Annotated in this window: 20 protein-coding genes; 10 read left to right on the forward strand and 10 right to left on the reverse strand. The window is 66.0% G+C overall.

All coding sequences use genetic code 11. The features are described 5' to 3' along the window. Window positions 1–64 precede the first annotated feature (64 nt). Window positions 65–1,891: a glycoside hydrolase family 15 protein gene (locus UC32_RS16030; RefSeq protein WP_268747959.1), complete on the reverse strand. Its 1,827-nt coding sequence runs from the start codon at window positions 1,889–1,891 to the stop codon at window positions 65–67. A 52-nt stretch (window positions 1,892–1,943) separates the two neighbouring features. Here UC32_RS16030 and UC32_RS16035 point away from each other — a divergent pair, with 52 nt between their 5' ends. Both UC32_RS16035 and UC32_RS16040 read left to right on the forward strand, forming a co-directional pair. Then, on the forward strand, window positions 1,944–2,672 hold the full coding sequence (locus UC32_RS16035) for a DUF72 domain-containing protein (RefSeq protein ID WP_045732195.1): 729 nt from the start codon (window positions 1,944–1,946) through the stop codon (window positions 2,670–2,672). A 67-nt stretch (window positions 2,673–2,739) separates the two neighbouring features. Continuing rightward, a complete protein-coding gene (locus UC32_RS16040) occupies window positions 2,740–3,858 on the forward strand; it encodes an App1 family protein (RefSeq protein WP_082072179.1) in 1,119 nt (372 codons plus the stop codon). A gap of 27 nt (window positions 3,859–3,885) precedes the next feature. Here UC32_RS16040 and UC32_RS16045 read toward each other — a convergent pair whose 3' ends face one another. From UC32_RS16045 to UC32_RS16055, 3 genes are all read right to left on the reverse strand, one after another. Then, window positions 3,886–5,388 carry a glycoside hydrolase family 1 protein gene (locus UC32_RS16045; RefSeq protein ID WP_045732196.1) on the reverse strand — a complete coding sequence of 501 codons (1,503 nt, stop codon included), beginning with the start codon at window positions 5,386–5,388 and terminating at the stop codon, window positions 3,886–3,888. 110 nt (window positions 5,389–5,498) lie between these two features. Continuing rightward, window positions 5,499–5,876: a hypothetical protein gene (locus UC32_RS16050; protein ID WP_045732197.1), complete on the reverse strand. Its 378-nt coding sequence runs from the start codon at window positions 5,874–5,876 to the stop codon at window positions 5,499–5,501. 57 nt (window positions 5,877–5,933) lie between these two features. Next, window positions 5,934–6,290 carry a J domain-containing protein gene (locus UC32_RS16055; protein ID WP_045732198.1) on the reverse strand — a complete coding sequence of 119 codons (357 nt, stop codon included), beginning with the start codon at window positions 6,288–6,290 and terminating at the stop codon, window positions 5,934–5,936. 144 nt (window positions 6,291–6,434) lie between these two features. Between UC32_RS16055 and UC32_RS16060 the strand changes: the two genes are divergently transcribed. Then, window positions 6,435–6,752 (forward strand): MerR family transcriptional regulator, encoded by a 318-nt coding sequence (locus UC32_RS16060; RefSeq protein ID WP_045732199.1) that lies wholly within the window; start codon window positions 6,435–6,437, stop codon window positions 6,750–6,752. Between the two features lie 6 nt (window positions 6,753–6,758). Here the strand turns inward: UC32_RS16060 and UC32_RS16065 are convergent, their stop codons facing one another. The 3 genes from UC32_RS16065 to UC32_RS16075 form a co-directional block, all read right to left on the reverse strand. Further along, entirely contained in the window at window positions 6,759–7,571 is an 813-nt protein-coding gene (locus tag UC32_RS16065; RefSeq protein WP_235423690.1) for a phosphatase PAP2 family protein, read from the reverse strand. 85 nt (window positions 7,572–7,656) lie between these two features. Further along, window positions 7,657–8,526, reverse strand: coding sequence for an NAD-dependent epimerase/dehydratase family protein (locus tag UC32_RS16070; protein ID WP_045732201.1), 870 nt, complete (start codon window positions 8,524–8,526; stop codon window positions 7,657–7,659). 25 nt (window positions 8,527–8,551) lie between these two features. Then, window positions 8,552–9,145, reverse strand: coding sequence for an adenylate kinase (locus tag UC32_RS16075; RefSeq protein ID WP_045732202.1), 594 nt, complete (start codon window positions 9,143–9,145; stop codon window positions 8,552–8,554). 281 nt (window positions 9,146–9,426) lie between these two features. Here UC32_RS16075 and UC32_RS16080 point away from each other — a divergent pair, with 281 nt between their 5' ends. The 7 genes from UC32_RS16080 (at window position 9,427) to UC32_RS16110 (ending at window position 15,995) form a co-directional block, all read left to right on the forward strand. Further along, window positions 9,427–10,170: a GAF and ANTAR domain-containing protein gene (locus UC32_RS16080; protein WP_045732203.1), complete on the forward strand. Its 744-nt coding sequence runs from the start codon at window positions 9,427–9,429 to the stop codon at window positions 10,168–10,170. A gap of 46 nt (window positions 10,171–10,216) precedes the next feature. After that, window positions 10,217–10,660, forward strand: coding sequence for a response regulator transcription factor (locus UC32_RS16085; protein ID WP_045732204.1), 444 nt, complete (start codon window positions 10,217–10,219; stop codon window positions 10,658–10,660). Between the two features lie 22 nt (window positions 10,661–10,682). Then, on the forward strand, window positions 10,683–11,681 hold the full coding sequence (locus UC32_RS16090) for a phosphodiester glycosidase family protein (protein ID WP_045732205.1): 999 nt from the start codon (window positions 10,683–10,685) through the stop codon (window positions 11,679–11,681). 6 nt (window positions 11,682–11,687) lie between these two features. After that, entirely contained in the window at window positions 11,688–12,815 is a 1,128-nt protein-coding gene (locus UC32_RS16095) for a bifunctional glycosyltransferase family 2/GtrA family protein (RefSeq protein WP_045732206.1), read from the forward strand. Window positions 12,816–12,890: 75 nt separating this feature from the next. Further along, window positions 12,891–13,574 (forward strand): DUF4956 domain-containing protein, encoded by a 684-nt coding sequence (locus UC32_RS16100; protein WP_045732207.1) that lies wholly within the window; start codon window positions 12,891–12,893, stop codon window positions 13,572–13,574. After that, window positions 13,571–14,353 carry a polyphosphate polymerase domain-containing protein gene (locus tag UC32_RS16105; protein WP_045732208.1) on the forward strand — a complete coding sequence of 261 codons (783 nt, stop codon included), beginning with the start codon at window positions 13,571–13,573 and terminating at the stop codon, window positions 14,351–14,353. The genes UC32_RS16100 and UC32_RS16105 overlap by 4 nt, the downstream gene beginning before the upstream one ends. Before the next feature lie 40 nt (window positions 14,354–14,393). Further along, window positions 14,394–15,995 (forward strand): carbohydrate-binding domain-containing protein, encoded by a 1,602-nt coding sequence (locus UC32_RS16110; protein ID WP_045732209.1) that lies wholly within the window; start codon window positions 14,394–14,396, stop codon window positions 15,993–15,995. A 152-nt stretch (window positions 15,996–16,147) separates the two neighbouring features. Here UC32_RS16110 and UC32_RS16115 read toward each other — a convergent pair whose 3' ends face one another. The 3 genes from UC32_RS16115 to UC32_RS16125 form a co-directional block, all read right to left on the reverse strand. After that, window positions 16,148–16,984 carry an alpha/beta fold hydrolase gene (locus tag UC32_RS16115; RefSeq protein WP_045732210.1) on the reverse strand — a complete coding sequence of 279 codons (837 nt, stop codon included), beginning with the start codon at window positions 16,982–16,984 and terminating at the stop codon, window positions 16,148–16,150. 117 nt (window positions 16,985–17,101) lie between these two features. Further along, window positions 17,102–17,299, reverse strand: coding sequence for a hypothetical protein (locus UC32_RS16120; RefSeq protein ID WP_015938384.1), 198 nt, complete (start codon window positions 17,297–17,299; stop codon window positions 17,102–17,104). Window positions 17,300–17,432: 133 nt separating this feature from the next. Continuing rightward, window positions 17,433–18,617 (reverse strand): fatty acid desaturase family protein, encoded by a 1,185-nt coding sequence (locus tag UC32_RS16125; protein ID WP_045732211.1) that lies wholly within the window; start codon window positions 18,615–18,617, stop codon window positions 17,433–17,435. Window positions 18,618–18,621: the final 4 nt, after the last annotated feature.

The following is an 18,621-nucleotide window of genomic DNA, read 5'->3' on the forward strand; positions in this document are numbered from 1 at the left end:
AGGTGTTAGTAAGTCTACTTATCTATTCTGCGAAGGGAAAGTTCAGCCCCTTGCCGGCACCGCCTCAGCGCCGGTCCGCCGACTCCGGCGGAATAGGGGTGTCACTCCGCCGAACCGTATCCTGATGCAACTCCAAAGCGCTAGTCACAAGGGCAAAGTGGCTGAACGCCTGCGGGGTGTTGCCCAGCTGCCGGCCGGCACGGACTGCCCACTCCTCGCTGAGGAGCCCCACATCATTGCGCAGCTCCAGCAGCCGCTCGAAGAGTTCCCGCGATTCCTCATGCCGTCCTGCACCGAGCAGCGCCTCCACCAGCCAGAACGAGCAGGCGAGGAAGACGCCCTCGCTCCCCGGCAGGCCGTCGTCGCTCTTCTCCGGGCGGTAGCGCAGCACGAACCCGTCCTCGGTCAGCTCGCGCTGGATCGCCTCGATCGTCCCGATGACGCGGGGATCGTCCGGCGGCAGGAAACCCACGCGGGGAATCAGCAACAGGCTGGCATCCAGCTCCGGGCTGCCGTAGGACTGTACGAAAGTGTTGCGTTCGGCGTCGAACCCATTGGCCATCACGTCCCGGTGGATGGTGTCCCGCAGCGACTCCCACCGTTCCACCGGCCCCGGCAGCCCGGACTCCCTGACGCCTTTCACCATCCGGTCGGCGGCCACCCACGCCATCACTTTCGAGTGGGTGAAGTGCCGGCGGGGACCTCGCATTTCCCACAGCCCATTGTCCGGCTGGTCCCAGATGGTTTCCAGGTGCGTCATCAGGGCGCACTGCAGGTCCCACGAATCGTCCGGATGCTTCAGCAGGGAATTGCGGGTCAGCGCCAGGCAGTCCAGCACCTCGCCCCACACGTCCAGCTGGAGCTGCTCGGCTGCAGCGTTGCCGATCCGCACGGGCGCCGAGTTCTCGTACCCCCTGAGCCAGGGCAGCTCCAGCTCGGGCAGGCGCCGCTCGCCGTGGATGCCGTACATGATCTGCAGGTCCGCGGGGTCCCCGGCCACCGCACGCAGCAGCCACTCGCGCCAAGCCGCCGCTTCGGCGGTGTAGCCGGCGGCCAGGAGTGCCTGAAGCGTCATGGTGGCGTCCCGCAACCAGCAGTACCTGTAGTCCCAGTTGCGCGGGCCACCCGGCTGTTCGGGCAGGGAGGTAGTCACGGCAGCCACGATGCCGCCGGTTGGCGCGTAGGTCAGGGCCTTGAGGGTCACCAGCGAGCGCACCACGGCGTCCTGGTACTCCCCCTGCACCGTGCACTGGGTGGTCCAGCCGCGCCAGAACGCGAAGGTGCTGTCCAGGACCTTTTCAGCATCCACCGAGTGCGGACGGCCCACGTGGCTCGGAGCCCACGTGAGGACGAACGGGACGCGCTCCCCGGCACTGACGGTGAAGTCGCCCACGGTATGCATGTTCTCGCCGTGCACCTCCGCCGGCGTCACGAAGTAGGCAGCGTCCGGCCCGGCGATGGCGTGGAGGCCGTGCTTGTCCCGGCGTACCCACGGAACGATGTGGCCGTAGTCGAAGCGCAGGACCAGCTCGCAGTGCATCTTCACGGTTCCGCTGACGCCCTCGACGATCCGCACGATGTCCGCCACGGAGTCTCGCGGCGGCATGAAGTCGATGACGCGCACTGTTCCTTCAGGGGTGTCCCATTCGGTTTCCAGGATCAGGCTGCCGTCCCGGTATCCCCGCCGGGTGCACGGCCCGCCGCTTTCGGGTGCCAGCAGCCAGCGGCCGGCATCGGGTGTGTCCAGCAGCGCACTGAAGCAGGCTGGAGAGTCAAACCTGGGAAGGCAAAGCCAGTCGATGGAACCTTCTTTGCTGATGAGCGCCCCGGTTTGAAGGTCGCCTACCACCGCATAATCTTCGATTCGCGCCATGACCTTACCCTGCCACAAACGTGCTTCCCGCTCCGGGTAAATCGCAGAAGACCCGGTGTAGCCTGCAGGGGTGGCAGTCCATATCGGCACATCAGGCTGGAGCTATGACCACTGGGCAAACGTCTTGTACCCGCCCGGCCTGCCAGCGAAGGAACGGCTGGCCCACTACGTTTCACAGTTCAACACCGTGGAGCTGAATGCCAGCTTCTACCGCTGGCCCCGGGACTCCACGTTTGCGGGCTGGAACCGCCGGCTGCCCCCGGGCTTCAGCATGTCCGTCAAGGCTCCGCGTGGCCTGACGCACGCGCGGAAGCTGTACCAGCCCGAGGTCTGGGTGGACCGGATTGCCCGCTGCTGGCACGAGCTGGGGGACAAGCGGGCGGTACTCCTGGTGCAGCTGCCCCCTCAGTTGGAACGGGACGATGCCCGGCTGGACTACTTCCTGGCCGCCATGCCGGACTGGATCCGCGTCACGGTGGAATTCCGGCACCCCACCTGGAACTGCCAGGAAGTCCTGGCCATCCTGGAACGGCACGGCGCCGCCTACTGCATCATGAGCGGAGCCAATCTGCCGTGCCTGCTGCAGACCACTGCCCCGTTCACCTACATCAGGCTGCACGGGCCAGACCACCAGCACCTCTACGCCGGCTCCTATTCCGACGACGACCTGCACTGGTGGGCGGACAGGATCCGCGGCTGGGCAGCCAACGGGCTGGACGTGCACGCCTATTTCAATAACGACGGCGGCGGGCACGCGGTGCGCAACGCCCGGACCCTGCGCGCCATCCTGGGCGCCTGACGTCACACTGTGCCGCCGGCTCCCGCAGGCTGCCGCACGGGCCGCTGCCCTGTGGCAGAGTGGAACCATGGACCCGGCGCCGCAGAACCCGACCCAGCCCGCAACCCAGCACGCTTCCGGGCAGCCGGGGCAGATTCCGGAGCGCCGGCCCGAGCTCAACGGAAACCAGGCCTTCCGCCTGGCCCACCGCATCTCTGACGGGTTCAACAGCTTCCGGATCCGGCTCGCCAGGCGTTGGGACTTCGTGCCCCGGACCATCGCCTACCAGGGGTACGGTTCCACCAGCCGCGTCCGGATCCTGGGCCGGGTGCTGATGACGCAGAAGCCGCTTCCCGGCAGCAAGGCCGAGCAGGAGGCCAAGAACGCTACCCAGAACGTCCGCGGCTGGCGCGCCTTTACCGGCGTGCCGCTGCAGTTCACCGACGTCGAAATCACCATCGGAGATGTTGTCGCCCGCGTACAGGCGGACCGCGGCGGCCTGGTGGACACCGAGGTGGACGTCCAGTTGTCGCCCGGCTGGCACACTGCGACACTGCAGGCCGAGGGTACCGAGCCGGCAGAAGCCCTGATCCACGTCATCGCCCCTGATGTGAAGTTCGGCATCGTGTCCGATATTGATGACACGGTGATGGTGACCGCACTGCCCCGTCCGTTCCTTGCCCTGTGGAACACTTTTGTCCTCAGCGAGCGGGCCCGCATGGCAACACCGGGGATGGCCGTGCTGCTGGACCGGCTGACCATCGAACACCCCGATGCCCCCGTCATTTATCTCTCCACCGGGCCGTGGAACGCTGCGCCTACCCTGGCCAGGTTCCTGGGCCGCAACATGTACCCGTCCGGCCCGCTGCTGCTGACGGACTGGGGCCTGACGCAGGACCGCTGGTTCCGCAGCGGACAGGACCACAAGCACCGCAACCTGGAACGGCTCAGCAAGGAGTTCCCGGACATGCGCTGGCTCCTCATTGGCGACAACGGCCAGCACGACGAAGCCATCTACTCCGGCTTCGCAGCCGAGAACCCGGACAAGGTGGCCGCCATCGCCATCCGCCAACTGTCCGTCAGCGAGTCGGTATTCGCCGGCGGCCACTCCGAAGACGGGGACCACACCGCGTCCAAGGTGCCATGGATCTACTCCCCCGATGGCGCAGGCATGGCCAAGCAGCTTGGCATGCTGGACCTGCTCTAGGATCCCGCTCCGCCTGAAACGCCTGGCCTATGCGGCGTCCTCCGGGATGACTGCCTGGGCGATCGCCGCACCGGCAGCCTGGAACAGGTCGCGCTCTTCGATGAGTTCCTGCAGCCAGAAGTAGGATGCCTTGGGCGTGCGCTCAAGGGTCTCGAAGTCCACGTGCAACAGCCCAAACGGCTGGTTGAAGCCTGCTGACCATTCAAAATTGTCCAGCAATGACCAGACGTAATAGCCACGCAGGTCCACGGACTCCGCTTCGCCGCCGGGTGCGGTTGCACGCAGCGCCGTCTCAAGATGGTCCGAGAGGTACTTCAGGCGCCGCTCGTCCGGGATGAACCGGGTGTTGGTGGATTTGTCCCGGACGATGATGTCCTCGAAGCTGGCGCCGCCCTCGGTGAGGATGACGGGCGGGAGGTTGGGGTACCGCTCGGCCATCTCCTTCAGGGCCACCCCGATGTACTCGGGCTTCACCGGCCAGCCATAGGACGTGATGTCCGCCTCGGGCCAGGTTTCCACGTGGAACGGCGCGCCGCCGTTGCCGGCCGCGCTCAGGTCGCTGCCCATGGCTTCGGCCATGCTGGCCGGAACTGCCCCGCCGCCGGGGCCCACGGCCACCTTGGTGGGCATGTAGTAGTTGAGCCCGTAGAAATCCAGCGGCTGGGAGATCAGCTGCATGTCCTCTTCCGGATGTTCGAACGAGGAGAAGAACTTCGCTGCCCTGACGAGGTCCGGATACTTTCCGGTGAGGACCGGATCCGCGTACAGCCGGTTCTGGGCGAGGTCCATGAGGCCGGCGCTGATCTTGTCCAGCGGGTTGATGGAATTGGGGACCATGGGTGAATACACGTTGGTCATCCCGATTTCGCCGGGGACCTTGGCAGCGCGCAGTGCCTGGACGGCGAGTCCGTGGCCCAGCAGCTGGTGGTGCACCGTGGGGAAGGCGCCCAGCATCAGCTCCTTGCCCGGGGAGTGCAAGCCCAGCGTGTAACCGTTGGTGGTGACGGTGGCCGGTTCGTTGATGGTGACCCACCGGGCAACCCGGTCCCCGAACTTCTCCGCGAGGATGGTGGCATACTCCCCCAGCCGGTAGGCGGTGTCACGGTTCATCCAGCCGTCTGCCTCGTCCAGGGCCAGCGGCGTGTCCCAGTGGTAGATGGTGGCCATTGGGGAGATCCCGTTGGCCAGCAGCTCGTCGAGGAGCCTGTCGTAGAAAGCCAGGCCGGCGCTGTTGGCGGGTCCGCGGCCGGTGGGCTGGATCCTGGGCCAGGCGAAGGAGAACCGGTACGAGTCCACTCCCAGTTGCTTCATGAGGGCAACGTCCTGAGGCATCCGGTGGTAGTGGTCCGTGGCCACCGCGGGGCTGTGGTCCTCCACGATCGTGCCAGGCTGGGCGGCAAAGACGTCCCAGCCTGCGGGACCGCGGCCGTCCTCGTCCAGGGCCCCCTCGATCTGGATGGCTGCGGTGGCGACGCCGAGCGTGAACCCCGGGGGAATGATTGCTGCGAGGTCCTTGGCGGAGATGTGCATCTGGCGGCCCTATGTGGTGATCGGCGGATAAGTACGTCTCAGGATGGCACAGCAAAGGCCCCCTGACGAGCAACTGCTGCGGCACCCGTCAGCGAGCCTGCCGGGGACGGCTACTGGGAGCCAAAGAGGAACTCCTTGGCATGGGCCACGGCCTTCCGGAACGCATCATTGCGCAGGGTGACCAGGTGTTCCGGTTCGCCGTCGGCAGGTTCAAGGTAGGCGGTGTAACCGGGCCTGAGGACCCAGATGTCACCCGCAGGCGGCAGGTAGAAAACGCCGAAGGACCGCTGCTGCCTTTCATCCAGGGTCCACACCGGCACCACCGCAAGGGCTGCGCCGGTTGACGGGTTGATCCACTGCGCCCGCGGTACCGGCTCCTCGTGGGCTTCAGGATCCAGGAAGGGCGCCGTTCCCTTGCCCCACCGCTGTTCAAAGCGCTCATGGAACGCCGGAATCAGGTGTGAATCGTAACGCCGCCACTCGCTCATGCGGCTCTCTCCCTCCTCGTCGTGTTTTGTGCTTCAGGTACTCCCCACCGCCTGGTGTCAGGCCCAGGGCCCGCTTTCCCAGCGCACGGGGGTGACCCGGATGATGTCTCCGGCGACTCCGCCGTTGCCGGGTACTTTCCGGACAGCGACGGGCCAGGCCGGGGCTGGGGACTGGCCTGCTGATAGAGCCCGCCGCCGGTCATAGGCCGCCCGCCGGGACGGGTCGCGCAGCACCGCATACGCGTCCATAATCCGGAGCAGCTCGTCGTCTGGCCCGCCGTGCCCGGAAGCCGCCGGGCCGACGTCAGGATGGTGGGCCCGCATGAGGCCGCGGTAGGCCCGCGCAATGTCGGGACGGCCGGCGTCGGGCGGCACGTTCAGGATGGCGTAGTAGTCGGGAGGACCGGCCGTCATCGCACACTCCTTGCAGCTTGTCGGTGCGGGTCAGGTGTTCGAGTCTTAATTCTTACGGCGCATCTTCTATGGTGGCTGATATAGATTTTTTATAGCACCCGTGAAAAACTGAGGCAAGACCGCACCGAGCACCTGGAGGAGCCCATGGCAAAACCGCAGGTCCCGGCTACACCGCGGCCCGGATCCACTGCGGTTTACGCCATTTCGGTAGCGGCCCGGTTGACCGGGACGGGCCAGCAGAACATCCGCCTTTATGAGACCAAGGGCCTGTTAACGCCGGCCCGGACCTCCGGCGGGACGCGGCAGTACAGCGAGGATGACATCGCGGTGCTGCTGCGGATTGGCGAGTTGCTGGAACAGGGCCTGAACCTTGCCGGGGTGGCTATGGTGTTGGAACTTGAAGCCGCGAACCTGAAGCTGCACAGCGCCCTGAAGCGCGCCCGGCAGCGGCCGTCGGGCTGACCAGCCTCAGTCGCGCGGGGTTTCCGCCTTAGACAGTTCCCCCGTGACCCGTTCGCCCGGGACCCTCGCTGTCCGCCAGGTATCCAGGGCGATCACGCCGGCCAGGATCACCAGCGAAAGCGAAAACGAGGCGAGGGTGTCGGTCAGCCAGTGGTAGCCCAGGTACAGCCTGCTCACCGACGCCAGAACGATTCCTACGCCGGCGCCAACGAACCCCAGCACGGCGGACCGGGTGTTCCTGCGGCGCGAAAAGATGAGGAAGGTGCCCACCAGCAGGAAGTCGCAGGCGCCCAGCACGTGGCCGGACGGGAAGGAAAAGGTGTGGTCGATGCCGAAGAGCATCTGGTCCACGGGCGGGCGGGACCGCTGGACGATGCGGAGGATGACCTGCGAGATGATGACGCCGCTGAGCATGGCCGACGCCAGGAGGATGGGGCGCCAGGCGTGCTTCGCCGCGAATCCCCACACCACGATGACCACCAGGACGATGATGGGCAGGGCGATGGGGCCGAAAACCACGGCGAGGAAGATCATGACGGCGGTGAGGGCGCCGGAGCGCTCCGTCAGCAGCCAGTCGCGGACCGGTTCGTCTGCCGCGGACAGGCCGTCCGCCTGCAACACGCTGATCAGCGTGGCGATGAACAATGCCAGGCCAACCACAGCCAGGATGACCGCTGCGCGGTAGAGGCCCCGCCGGTCCGCCGGTTCCAAAAAGCGTTCCTCCACCACGAACTTGTCGTGGAAAGTCCGCCAGCGTCCGTTGTTCCTGCCGGCCGCCGTGCGGGACGTTCCGGAGCCTGCTGTTTCGTGCTGTGCCACCCTGGTGTCCATCCTTGCCGCGTGGGCAGTGCCCAGTGAGTATTCATCCAGCGCATCTTCGACCGGAAGATTGCTTAGGTGAAGATTATCCCTGCTGCGCGGATTCCGCGTCCTGGTGATCGCGCCAGCTGTGCTCGGGCTCAAAGCCGAGGAGCCGCCGGGCCTTCCCGATGGAGAGCATGGTTTCGTGCTCGCCGAGTTCCTTGGTGACCTTGACGGCAGGGAAGACCTCCGCGGCGAGGCTGGCGCTGGACCGGCTCATCACGGTGTCCGCGTTGGCGATGATGAACGCTTCGAAGCCCGGTGTCCCGTTCTCCAGTGCTTTCACGACAGCCTGCGCGCCGTCTCGTCCGTCAATGTAGCCCCAGAGGTTCCACTTGCGGAGCATCGCGTCGGAGTCGAAGGACGGGAACCGCTCATAGTCTTCGACGTCCATGACGTTCGAGAAGCGCAGGCCCACGATGCTCAGGCCCGGATCCCAGCGCGTCATTTCCACGGCCATCTGCTCTTCCAGCTTTTTGACCAGGGAGTACGTACTTTCGGGCCGTGCCGGGTACTCCTCGTCCACGGGAATGTAGGGCGGGTCGACGTCGAACGGCAGCCCCAGCACCGTCTCGCTGGAGGCGTACACCACCTTCTTGATCCCGGCGCGGCGCGCGGCCTGGAAGACGTTGTAGGTGGAGAGCATGTTGTTCTCGAACGTGGCGGCGTCCGGCAGGATGCCCGGGGCCGGTATGGCGCCAAGGTGCACCACGGCGTCGAACCCGTCGTGGCGGTCATCCACCCCCAGCAGGGCGTCCAGCACCTGGCCGTAGTTGCGCAGGTCCACCACCAGGAGCCCGGGACTGCGTGTTCCCGCACGGTCCAGGGTCAGGACCTCGTGTCCGTCGTCCGTAAGGCGGCGGACCACATGCCGGCCAAGTTTTCCGTTTCCGCCGGTGACGGCAATCTTCATGGGGGTGTCCTTTTCTGTGAAGCAGTCAGGTGCGGGGATGGAACGAGGCCAGGAATTGCTCGACGGCGGCGATTGCCAGGGCGGTAATCTCGCCGGGATCTCCGGTGCCGTCCACGGACACCAGGAGTCCGCGGCCCGCATAGGCCGAGACTACTTCATGCGTTTCCGTATGGTAGAGCTCCAGCCTGCGGCGGAAGACCTCTTCGGTGTCATCCGAGCGGCCCTGCTCCTGTGCCCTCCGGTGCATGCGCTTTTCCAGTTCGGCATCGGGGGCCAGCAGTTCGATAACGGCATCCAGAGCCCTGCCCTGGGCGGCCAGCATGGTGTCCAGCTCCGCCACCTGGGGCGCTGTGCGGGGATAGCCGTCCAGCAGGAAACCGGAACGGAGGTCCGTGCCCTGCAGCCGGTCCCTGACGAGTGCATTGGTGAGATGGTCCGGAACGAAACTGCCGCCGTCGAGGTATCCCGCGGCCTGGCGGCCCAGCTCCGTTTCCCTGTTCACGTTGCTGCGGAAAATATCCCCCGTGGAGACGGCCGGAATCTTAAAGTGGCGGGCAAGGTGTTCCGCCTGCGTCCCTTTGCCCGAACCCGGCGGACCGATGATGAGCAGTCTGGTCATTTTCGCGTCCCTCCGGCGAAGTGTCCGTTGGCGTCCGGTTGCCACCGCAGCCGCGGCGACCGCTTCATTCTGCCGGGAACACCCCGCGTTCGCCAGTGGTGGAGGCGCGGAAACATGACACTTTCGCCTGCAAAGCCATGTATATACTTCTGAATATCGGTTTAGCAGCAGGCCGTTGGAAAGTTCGTCGATCCAGCGACCTGAAACCCTTCCGGCTTGCCGCCGGCCGGTGTCCATGTCGCCTGGCTCGTTTTGACCTGAGCGAATGGCACCAGAGAATCGTGGCCAGCGAGTCAACAGCTAAAACCGATACATCCATCACTGAACACCTGCACGAGCTGGTCCTCAGCAGCTCCGACGTCGAGGACTTCCTCAACGAGCTGGCGCAGGTGTCTGCCCGCAATCTTTCCGAACCCGGCGACGAAATCCTGTGCGCCATCACGCTGCTGCGGCAGCGCAAGGCCGCCACAGTGGCCAGCAGCAGCCCGGAGGCCGCGTCGCTCGGCCTCCTCGAGCACCAGTACCCTGAGACGCCCAGCCTGACGGCGTCCATGGAGAAGGTGACCGTGCACGTGCCGGACCTGGAAAAGGACGGCAGCTGGCCGGAGTACGCCGGGGCCGTCCTGGGCCAGGGCATCCGTTCCGTGCTTGCACTCCCGTTCCGGCTGGAGGGCGAAACCAAGGCCGCCCTGCTCCTGTATTCGCGGCGGCCGCACCGTTTCGAAGGACGGGCGCGCAAGTTCGCCGAGGACTTCGTTGGCCAGACCTCGCTGGCCCTTCGCCTGGCAGTGCGCTTTGCCCACTACAGCGAGACGGCAGCGAACCTGCGCGCCACCCTTGAATCCCGGACCGTGATCGATATGGCGGTGGGCATCATCATGGCGCAGAACCGGTGCAGCCAGCAGGACGCCTTCGATATCCTGAAGACCGCCTCCAGCACCCGCAACTCCAAGCTCCACGAAGTGGCCAGCGCGGTGGTTAACTCCCTTGGCCAGGGGCCGGCGAGGACACACTACGACGGCTAGCTCCGCCACGCTAGACTGATGCCATCTTTTGGCCTGGGGGGCTTCGATGGAACAACAACGTGTCTGCCTTGTGGTGGAGGACAACGACGATATCCGCGGTCTCATCACCGTGGTCCTGACGCGCGCCGGATTCGAGGTGCGGGCGGTGGCAAGCGGTGCAGAGGGCATCGCCGCCGCGGCTGATCCGGCCGTTTCCCTGGTGACGCTGGACCTCGGGCTGCCGGACATGGACGGCCACGTGGTGGCGCGCGCAGTCCGGGCACTGAGCAAGGCGCCGCTGCTGTTCCTGACCGCCCGCTCCGAAGAGGACGACGTCCTGGCCGGCATGGCCTCGGGTGCCGCCGCGTACCTCACCAAGCCCTTCCACCCCAAGGAACTCAAGGACCTGGCCAACCGGCTTTGCCCCGCCCCAGTTGCCACGGATTCCGCACCTTCCCCAGCTCCCCACGTTTCACAGGCCAATCACATCAACGGCAAATCCTTCTGCTAACTTGCCTCCGTAGAAATGGGGCATGACATCCCAACAGACTCCCAAACGTAAACCAGGCCGCGTCAGGCGGGCCGTCATCGCCGGGGCCGTAGCCCTCACCCTGTCCGCCGGCGGCGCCACCGCCTGGGCGCTGGACCGGTTCGTGGTCCAGCATGTTGAGATCTCGGACGTCTCCGCATACCAAGCCAGCCAGGCCGGGACTGCCCAAAGCAGCACTGCCCAGTCCGGTACCACCACGGCGGCCGGCGACGGATCAGGCACCGCAGCGGTCACCACGGACACGTCCTACACGTCGGATTCGTCCAACATCAGCATCTCAACGGTGACCACCGGCAGCGGCGACAGCACCGTCACGTACTACGTTGCCGATGTCGTGCTCGATGACGCCACCACGCTGCAGTCCGCCTTCGCCAACGACAGCTTCGGCGAGAACATCACCGAAACCACCTCCGCCATCGCCGAGGCGAACAATGCCATCTTCGCCATTAACGGCGACTACTACGGATTCCGCGACACCGGCATCGTGATCCGCAACGGCGTGGTGTTCCGCGACGAAGGCGCCCGCCAGGGCCTTGCCTTCTATCGCGACGGCACGGTCAAGGTCTACGACGAAACCACCACCACCGCCGAACAGTTACTGGCGGACGGCGTCTGGAACACCCTCTCCTTCGGCCCGTCCCTCCTGGACAACGGTGAGGTCGCTTCCGGCATCGAGGACGTGGAGGTGGACACCAACTTCGGCAACCACTCCATCCAGGGCGAGCAGCCGCGCACCGCCGTCGGCATCATCGATGAAAACCACCTGGTGTTCGTCGTCGTGGACGGCCGCAGCCCGGGCTACAGCGCCGGCGTCACCATGACCGGCCTGGCCGAAATCATGCAGGGCCTGGGTGCCACCACCGCGTACAACATCGACGGCGGCGGCTCGTCCACCATGTACTTCAACGGCGGGCTGGTCAACAACCCGCTGGGCGAGAACAAGGAACGCGGCACCTCCGACATCCTCTACATCGCCGGGTAGGCGGCCATGATCATCCTTATCCCGGCCTACGAACCGGACCACCACCATTTGCCAGCCCTGATCCGCCGGATCCGCGCCGCCGAGCCGTGGACCGCCGTCGTGGTGGTTGATGACGGCAGCGGCCCCGCCTACAAGGACGTGTTCGACGACGTCAGGGCGCTGGGGTGCCACGTCCTCAGTTACGCACGCAACAGGGGGAAAGGTTTCGCCCTGAAGGCCGGCTTCGGCTTCATCGCGGACAACCTGCCCGGCCATGACGTGGTGTGTGCCGACAGCGACGGCCAGCACACCGTGACGGACATCCTCCGGGTAGCCGGCAAGGTCCACGGAAACAGCGGTGACCAGCGGGGCGCGGCCACCATGGTGCTGGGCAGCAGAAGCTTCAGCGGCAATGTGCCTGCCCGCAGCCGCCTCGGCAACACGGCCACCCGTGCGCTGTTCACCCTGGCCACCGGCGAGCGCATCCCGGACACCCAGACCGGGCTCCGCGGCTACCCGGCCGCCATGCTCCCGTGGCTCCGGTCCGTCCGCGGCGACCGGTATGAGTACGAGCTGAACCTCTTGCTGGAGGCGAAGAATGCCGGCTACTCCATTCAGTCGCTGGAGATCGCCACGGTGTACCTGGACCACAATTCCAGTTCCCATTTCCGTCCGGTGGCAGACTCCGTGCGCATCTATGCCCCGCTCCTGAAATTCCTTGGCTCGTCCTTCGCGGCGTTCCTGGTGGACACCACGGTGTTCCTGCTGCTCACGGTGCTGGTGGATTCGCTGCTACTGGCCGTGCTGGGGGCCCGGGCCGTGAGCTCCGCGGTGAACTTCCTGGTGAACCGGCATGTGGTGTTCGAACACGGCAGGCAACGCCCGGCCCGTTCCGCGGGGTTCCGCTATTTCAGCCTGGTGGCTGTGCTCCTCACGGCCAACGTTGCGCTGATCTGGGCGCTCGAAGCGATCGCCGTACCTGCCCTGGCGGCCAAGATCCTGGCCGAAATCATGCTGCTCGCCATCAGTTTCTCGGTGCAGCAGCGCTGGCTCTTCGCCCGGAAACAAGACCGGCCGCCCGCCGCAAAACCAGCACGGGAAAAGGCCGGGAATGGTGCCGGCAAACCGCCATCAGAAGCTCATATATCCGGCTAGGTTCCGTCACAGCACCTGCACAGTATCGCCGGGGATCGTAAGAAACAGCCCACCGAAAACATTCCGGAGAATCCCATGAACCTCATTTTCATCCTCGCCGACCTGGCAGCCATCAGCATCCTCACCTTCGCCCTCTACCTTCGCCGCCACCGCCGGCGCGACCTGGTGGTCTCCTACCTCGGCATGAACGTGGGGGTCCTGGCCGTCGCCACCGCACTGTCCGGTTCCGCTGCAGGCCTGGGACTGGGGCTCGGACTGTTCGGCGTCCTGTCCATCATCAGGCTCCGCTCCACCGAACTGGCCCAGCACGAGGTGGCCTACTACTTCTCGGCACTGGCGTTGGGCCTGATCGCCGGGCTCGGCATCGAGCCGCTCTGGCTGACCGTTTCGCTGATGGCCCTGATCCTGCTGGTGATGTTCGTGGGCGACCACCCCAAGGTCCTGCCGGCGCACCGGCACCAGACCGTCATCCTGGACCGGGCCATTGCCGAGGACGGCGAGCTGTATGCACGGCTTGAGGAAGTGCTGCACGGCAAGGTCCACTCCGCCACCATCCAGCAGCTGGACCTGGTCAATGACAAGACCATCGTGGACGTCCGCTACGCCTACTCCCCCGCCGCCTACGCCGCCCCCTCCGTCCCGGGAACCCTCGCGGGACTTACGACGACGGCGCCGGCCACAGCGGGCGGCATCCCCGCCGCTGAGTACATCCCCAGCCCGGAGCAGCTGCCCGGCCACATCCAGGCAGGCGTGCGATGAACCCGGCGGGCGCCGCCGTCGGGAATCTCCATCTCTTCCCCTCCGTGGGACTGGATGAACTGAACGCGGAGGCCGCACTCCAGACCCGCGTGGACCGGAAGTACGTGCTGGCCACCGGAACCGCGCGGCAGCTGCTGGCCACCTTCGGCACGGACATGCGGGTCCTGGAAATGGACGGAGCCCGCAGCTTCGCCTACGACTCCGTCTACTTCGACACCGCCGCCCTGGACAGCTACCTGCTGGCAGCCCACGGCCGGCGCCGCCGCTACAAGATCCGCACGCGGACCTACGTGGACAGCGCCATCAGCTTCCTGGAGGTCAAGACCGAAGGCGCCCGGGAAGCCACCGTCAAGGAACGCATTCCATACCGGTTGGAGGACCGTTCGCGGCTGACGGCGGAAGGGCTGGACTACGTCCGGGAAACCCTGGCCGCCGCCGTGGGGTCAGTCCCCGCCGGCCCCCTGGAACCTGTTCTCGAGACCCGCTACCACCGCACCACCTTCTACCTCCAGGAGTCAGGCAGCCGCGCCACCATCGATACCGGCGTGACATGGCAGAGGCCTGGCCGGGAACCGTGGGTCCTGGACAACGCCGTCATCCTCGAAACCAAGTCCGGCTCCACCGCCGGGCCGCTGGACCGGCACCTGTGGGCGGCCGGCGTCAGGCCGTCCCGGATCTCCAAGTTCGCTACGGGGATGGCCGCCCTTCGGCCCGAGCTTCCAGCCAACCGCTGGAACCGCACGCTGTCCCGCAGCCTCCCCCTCCGCCCAGCCGCCTAATTACCTCCTGACCACCCGCTCCCCCACCCAAGGACACTCCATGAAAAGCCTCCGCACTTACCTTTCCGTCGCCGCCATGGCAGCCGCCATCGGCCTGGCCGGCTGCTCCGTAGCCGGCACGTCACCCACCGGCATCACCGGCACATCCGGCACCGGTTCCTCCACTTCTTCCAGTTCCACCGGGACGGGCACCACAACAGCCGTTTCGCTGGACACGCTTGCCCAGGACACGCATTACGACGGCGACGACCTCACCTGGGATGCAGCCTCCGAGGTAGCCGTGACCCTCGCGGACGGCTCCAGTTCCGTGGCCTCCGGGTCCTCATCCGGCGTATCGGTAGAGGGCGATACGGTCACCATCAGCGCCGCGGGCACCTACCGCCTCAGCGGGTCGCTCACCGACGGCAGGATCGTGGTGGCCGCCGGCGAGGAGGACACCGTATGCATCATCCTGGACGGTGCCACCCTGGCCAACTCCACGGGATCTCCCTTTGTGGTGGAAAGCGCGGACGAGGCCATCGTCTACCTCGCGGAGGGCACCAACAACTCGATCAGCGACGCTTCCACCTACGCCGACCAGGGAACGGACGCCCCCAACGCCGCCCTCTACTCCAAGGCGGACCTCACTATCGCCGGCCCGGGTACCCTGGCCGTGGACGGCAACTACAACGACGGCATCTCCAGCAAGGACGGGCTGGTCCTGGCCGGCGGCACCGTCACTGTGGACGCGGCAGACGACGGCATTGTGGGCAAGGACTACGCCGTGCTGCTGGACGGTGCCTACCAGGTCACCGCGGCAGACGACGGCTTCAAGTCCGACAACGAGGAGGACGAGGGCCGCGGGTGGGTGCTCATCAATGGCGGCACCCTGGCCGTGACGGCCGGCGATGACGGGGTGAAGGCCTTCAACACCCTCACCATCGCCGCCGGCGACACCACCGTCAAGGAATCCGAGGAGGGCCTGGAGGCTCAGCACATCGTGGTCTCCGGCGGCACCGCCAATGTCACTTCCAACGACGACGGCGTGAACGCGTCCGGCGGCAGCAGCACGGCTTCCTCCGGTGCAGGAGCAGGCGGCGGCATGGGCGGCGGCAGCATGGAGGTGGGTGATTACACCGTGGACATCAGCGGCGGCCTGCTGACCATCAATGCGCAGGGTGACGGCCTCGATTCCAACGGCAACGCCACCATTTCCGGTGGCACCGTGGTGGTCAACGGCCCCACGAACGACGGCAACGGTGCCCTGGACGTCAACGGCGAACTCGCCGTGAGCGGAGGAACTGTTGCCGCTGCCGGCAGCGCGGGCATGGCAGTTACGCCCGCGGAGTCCTCCACCCAGTCCGGGGTGCAGGTGACACTCGGCTCGTCCGTTCCGGCCGGTACCGTCATCCAGATCGCCGACTCCTCCGGAACCGTGGTGGCAGCGTTTGTCACCACCAAGGCCGCTGCCTCGCTGGTCTTCTCCTCGGCGGCGATCACCGCAGGGGCCAAGTACACCGTCTACACCGGGGGCACGGCAACGGTGAGTGCGGGCCTGGGTGGGGGTTCGCTCGACGGCGCCACGCAGGTGGACACCGTCACCGCCGGCGAATACACGGCGGAGCAGGGCCCCGGCGGCGGAGGAGGCGGCTTCCACCGGTAGCTCCGGCCCGCTTCCCCACTCTCCACCGTGGTTGCCCTATCAGGATTGGTTCCTAAAACCCGGGTTTAGGGACGTTATCTGATGGGGCATCCTGTTCTGCTCACTTCCGACGACGACGGCAGCCGGCCGCCGTCGTCGGAAGTATTGGTGCGCTACTTGGCCAGGAAGCCGAGCAGGGCCTCGTTGACCTCGGCGGCGTGGGTCAGGAGCAGGCCGTGCGGGGCCCCCTCGATTTCCACGTACTCCGCTTCCGGCAGGGCCTTGGCGAACAGCCGCCCGGTGGAGTCGATGGGCAGGATGTTGTCCGCGGTGCCATGCACAATCAGCGCAGGAACATCGATCTTGGGGATGTCCTGGCGGAAGTCCGTGATCCAGGTGGCCTGCGCGGCCACGGAGGCGGTGGCACCGGAGCCTGCGGCCACGTTCCAGCTGGCTGTGACGGCCTCCTGGCTGAGGCGGGGCGTCCCCAGGAAGGTGTCCGAGTTGTAGAAGTTCTTGAAGAACTCGGTGAAGAACGCATACCGGTCGGCGGTGACGGCTTCCTTCAGCCCGTCGAAAACCTCCTGCGGCACACCGCCGGGGTTGTCGTCGGTCTTGAGCAGGAAGGGCTCCAGGGATCCCAGGAAGGCAGCCTTGGCAACGCGTCCGGAACCGTAAGTGCCAAGGTAGCGTGCCACCTCGCCCGTGCCCATGGAGAATCCCACAAGGACGGTGTTGCTGAGGTCCAGCGTGGTCAGCAGGGTATTGAGGTCCGCGGCGAAGGTGTCGTAGTCGTAGCCTTCGGTGGTTTTGCTGGACTTCCCGAAGCCGCGCCGGTCGTAGGTGATCACACGGTAGCCGGCAGCCAGGAGGGCCGTGGCCTGCCGTTCCCAGGACGCCCCGTCCAGCGGGTAGCCGTGGATCAGCACCACCGGCTGGCCGGAGCCGTGGTCCTCGTAGTAGAGCTCGATGTCGGTGCTGTTCTCAGTTCCAACGGTGATGAAAGCCATCGCGGCGAATTCCTTTCGAGACTGATCGGAGCAGGCAGGCGGCATGCCAATACCCGCGCAGTCCCTACTCTAGGACCGCCCCGGCCGTTCTCCTGCAGCCTCGGACTCCCGGTCCGTCTATTGGGATGGCTGCGGCAGCTCGCAGGTGATCTGCGGGTTGACGCCCATGTAGTTCAGTGGCCCCGCAACGATGGTTACGGCGACGGTGCCTGCTTCTGCGCAGGACCCGGGCGCCCCGCCGAAATAGCCCCGCTGCCAGGCGGCCACGCCGCCGATGATGAGCCAGATGACGATGAGGGCTCCCACGAATTTCATCTTTCCTCCAAAGGCCGCGCAGCTGTGGGATCCATTATGCGCGCCGCCGAGGGCGTGAAGGGAAAAGCACCCCCGGTCCCGGCATGTCCCGGAACCGGAGGTGCTGTTACTGCATTGGACTGCCCGTCCTGCGTCAGGCCTTGGCGGTCTTGCCGGGCAGCGCCAGCTTGAAGATCTTGCCCCAGGTGGAGCCAACCTGCTTCAGCAGCGGACCGGTGGTGTACTTGAGGCCGTACCGCTGGCAGATCTCACGGACCTTGGGCGCAACTTCGGCATACCGGTTGGAGGGCAGGTCCGGGAAAAGGTGGTGCTCGATCTGGTGCGAGAGGTTGCCGGTCATGATGTGCATGAACTTTGAGCCGGAAATGTTGGCGGAGCCGATCATCTGCCGGATGTACCAGTCTCCGCGGGTTTCACCTTCCGCCATTTCCTCCGTAAAGGTATCCGTGCCCTCAGGGAAGTGGCCACAGAAGATCACGGCGTGGGCCCAGACGTTGCGCACGGCGTTGGCGGTCAGGGTTCCGTAGAGCGCCTGCTTTCCGGAGCCAGTCAGCATGGCAACGGCGGGAGTTGCGGCGTAGTCCTTGGTGAACTGCGTGACCACCTTCTTGCCCAGGGCCTTGAGGTCCTTGAGCAGCGCTTCCTTGGACTTCTTGCCTTCCCTGAACTCCGTCAGTTCGAGGTCGTAGATGGCGATGCCCCACTCGAAGAGAGGCGCCAGGATGGCGTTGTACAGCGGGTTGCCAAGGTTCATCGGCTTCCACGGCTGCTGTTCATCCATCCGCAGGAGGTTGTATCCGACGTCGTTGTCCTTGCCCACCACGTTGGTCCAGCGGTGGTGCAGGTCATTGTGGGTGTGCTGCCACGAACGCGAGGGGGTGACAAAGTCCCACTCCCAGGTGGTGGAGTGGATGTCCGGGTCCCGCATCCAGTCCCACTGGCCGTGCAGGACGTTGTGCCCGATCTCCATGTTTTCCAGGATCTTGGCCAGGCTCAGCAGGGTGGTGCCGGTGACCCAGGCAGCCTTGTTCTTGCCAACCAGAAGGGCGGCACGGCCGGAAATTTCCAGGCCACGCTGGACCTTGATCATCCGGCGGATGTAGGCGGCGTCTTCGGCGCCACGCTTCGCCAGGATCTCGTCACGGATGGCGTCAAGCTCGCGGCCCAGCTCGGCCACCTGCTCGTCCGTCAGGTGTGCGGCCGCTGGCGGCCGTACGGTGGGGCTGCCGGACTCGGCAAGCTTGCCGGGGCGCGTCCTTGAGCTGCCGGCGTTTGCCCCTCCGGTGGAAGCGGCCTTAGTGGGTGAGATGACAGACATTATT

This window comes from Pseudarthrobacter chlorophenolicus (genome assembly GCF_000962805.1).
Lineage (GTDB): Bacteria > Actinomycetota > Actinomycetes > Actinomycetales > Micrococcaceae > Arthrobacter > Arthrobacter chlorophenolicus_A.

Coding starts and splice junctions, on each gene's coding strand:
- UC32_RS16040 (WP_082072179.1), top strand. CDS start 2,740: ATGGACCCGGCGCCGCAGAACCCGACCCAGCCCGCAACCCAGCACGCT.
- UC32_RS16045 (WP_045732196.1), bottom strand. CDS start 5,388: ATGCACATCTCCGCCAAGGACCTCGCAGCAATCATTCCCCCGGGGTTC.
- UC32_RS16050 (WP_045732197.1), bottom strand. CDS start 5,876: ATGAGCGAGTGGCGGCGTTACGATTCACACCTGATTCCGGCGTTCCAT.
- UC32_RS16055 (WP_045732198.1), bottom strand. CDS start 6,290: ATGACGGCCGGTCCTCCCGACTACTACGCCATCCTGAACGTGCCGCCC.
- UC32_RS16060 (WP_045732199.1), top strand. CDS start 6,435: ATGGCAAAACCGCAGGTCCCGGCTACACCGCGGCCCGGATCCACTGCG.
- UC32_RS16070 (WP_045732201.1), bottom strand. CDS start 8,526: ATGAAGATTGCCGTCACCGGCGGAAACGGAAAACTTGGCCGGCATGTG.
- UC32_RS16075 (WP_045732202.1), bottom strand. CDS start 9,145: ATGACCAGACTGCTCATCATCGGTCCGCCGGGTTCGGGCAAAGGGACG.
- UC32_RS16085 (WP_045732204.1), top strand. CDS start 10,217: ATGGAACAACAACGTGTCTGCCTTGTGGTGGAGGACAACGACGATATC.
- UC32_RS16090 (WP_045732205.1), top strand. CDS start 10,683: ATGACATCCCAACAGACTCCCAAACGTAAACCAGGCCGCGTCAGGCGG.
- UC32_RS16095 (WP_045732206.1), top strand. CDS start 11,688: ATGATCATCCTTATCCCGGCCTACGAACCGGACCACCACCATTTGCCA.
- UC32_RS16100 (WP_045732207.1), top strand. CDS start 12,891: ATGAACCTCATTTTCATCCTCGCCGACCTGGCAGCCATCAGCATCCTC.
- UC32_RS16105 (WP_045732208.1), top strand. CDS start 13,571: ATGAACCCGGCGGGCGCCGCCGTCGGGAATCTCCATCTCTTCCCCTCC.
- UC32_RS16110 (WP_045732209.1), top strand. CDS start 14,394: ATGAAAAGCCTCCGCACTTACCTTTCCGTCGCCGCCATGGCAGCCGCC.
- UC32_RS16115 (WP_045732210.1), bottom strand. CDS start 16,984: ATGGCTTTCATCACCGTTGGAACTGAGAACAGCACCGACATCGAGCTC.
- UC32_RS16120 (WP_015938384.1), bottom strand. CDS start 17,299: ATGAAATTCGTGGGAGCCCTCATCGTCATCTGGCTCATCATCGGCGGC.
- UC32_RS16125 (WP_045732211.1), bottom strand. CDS start 18,617: ATGTCTGTCATCTCACCCACTAAGGCCGCTTCCACCGGAGGGGCAAAC.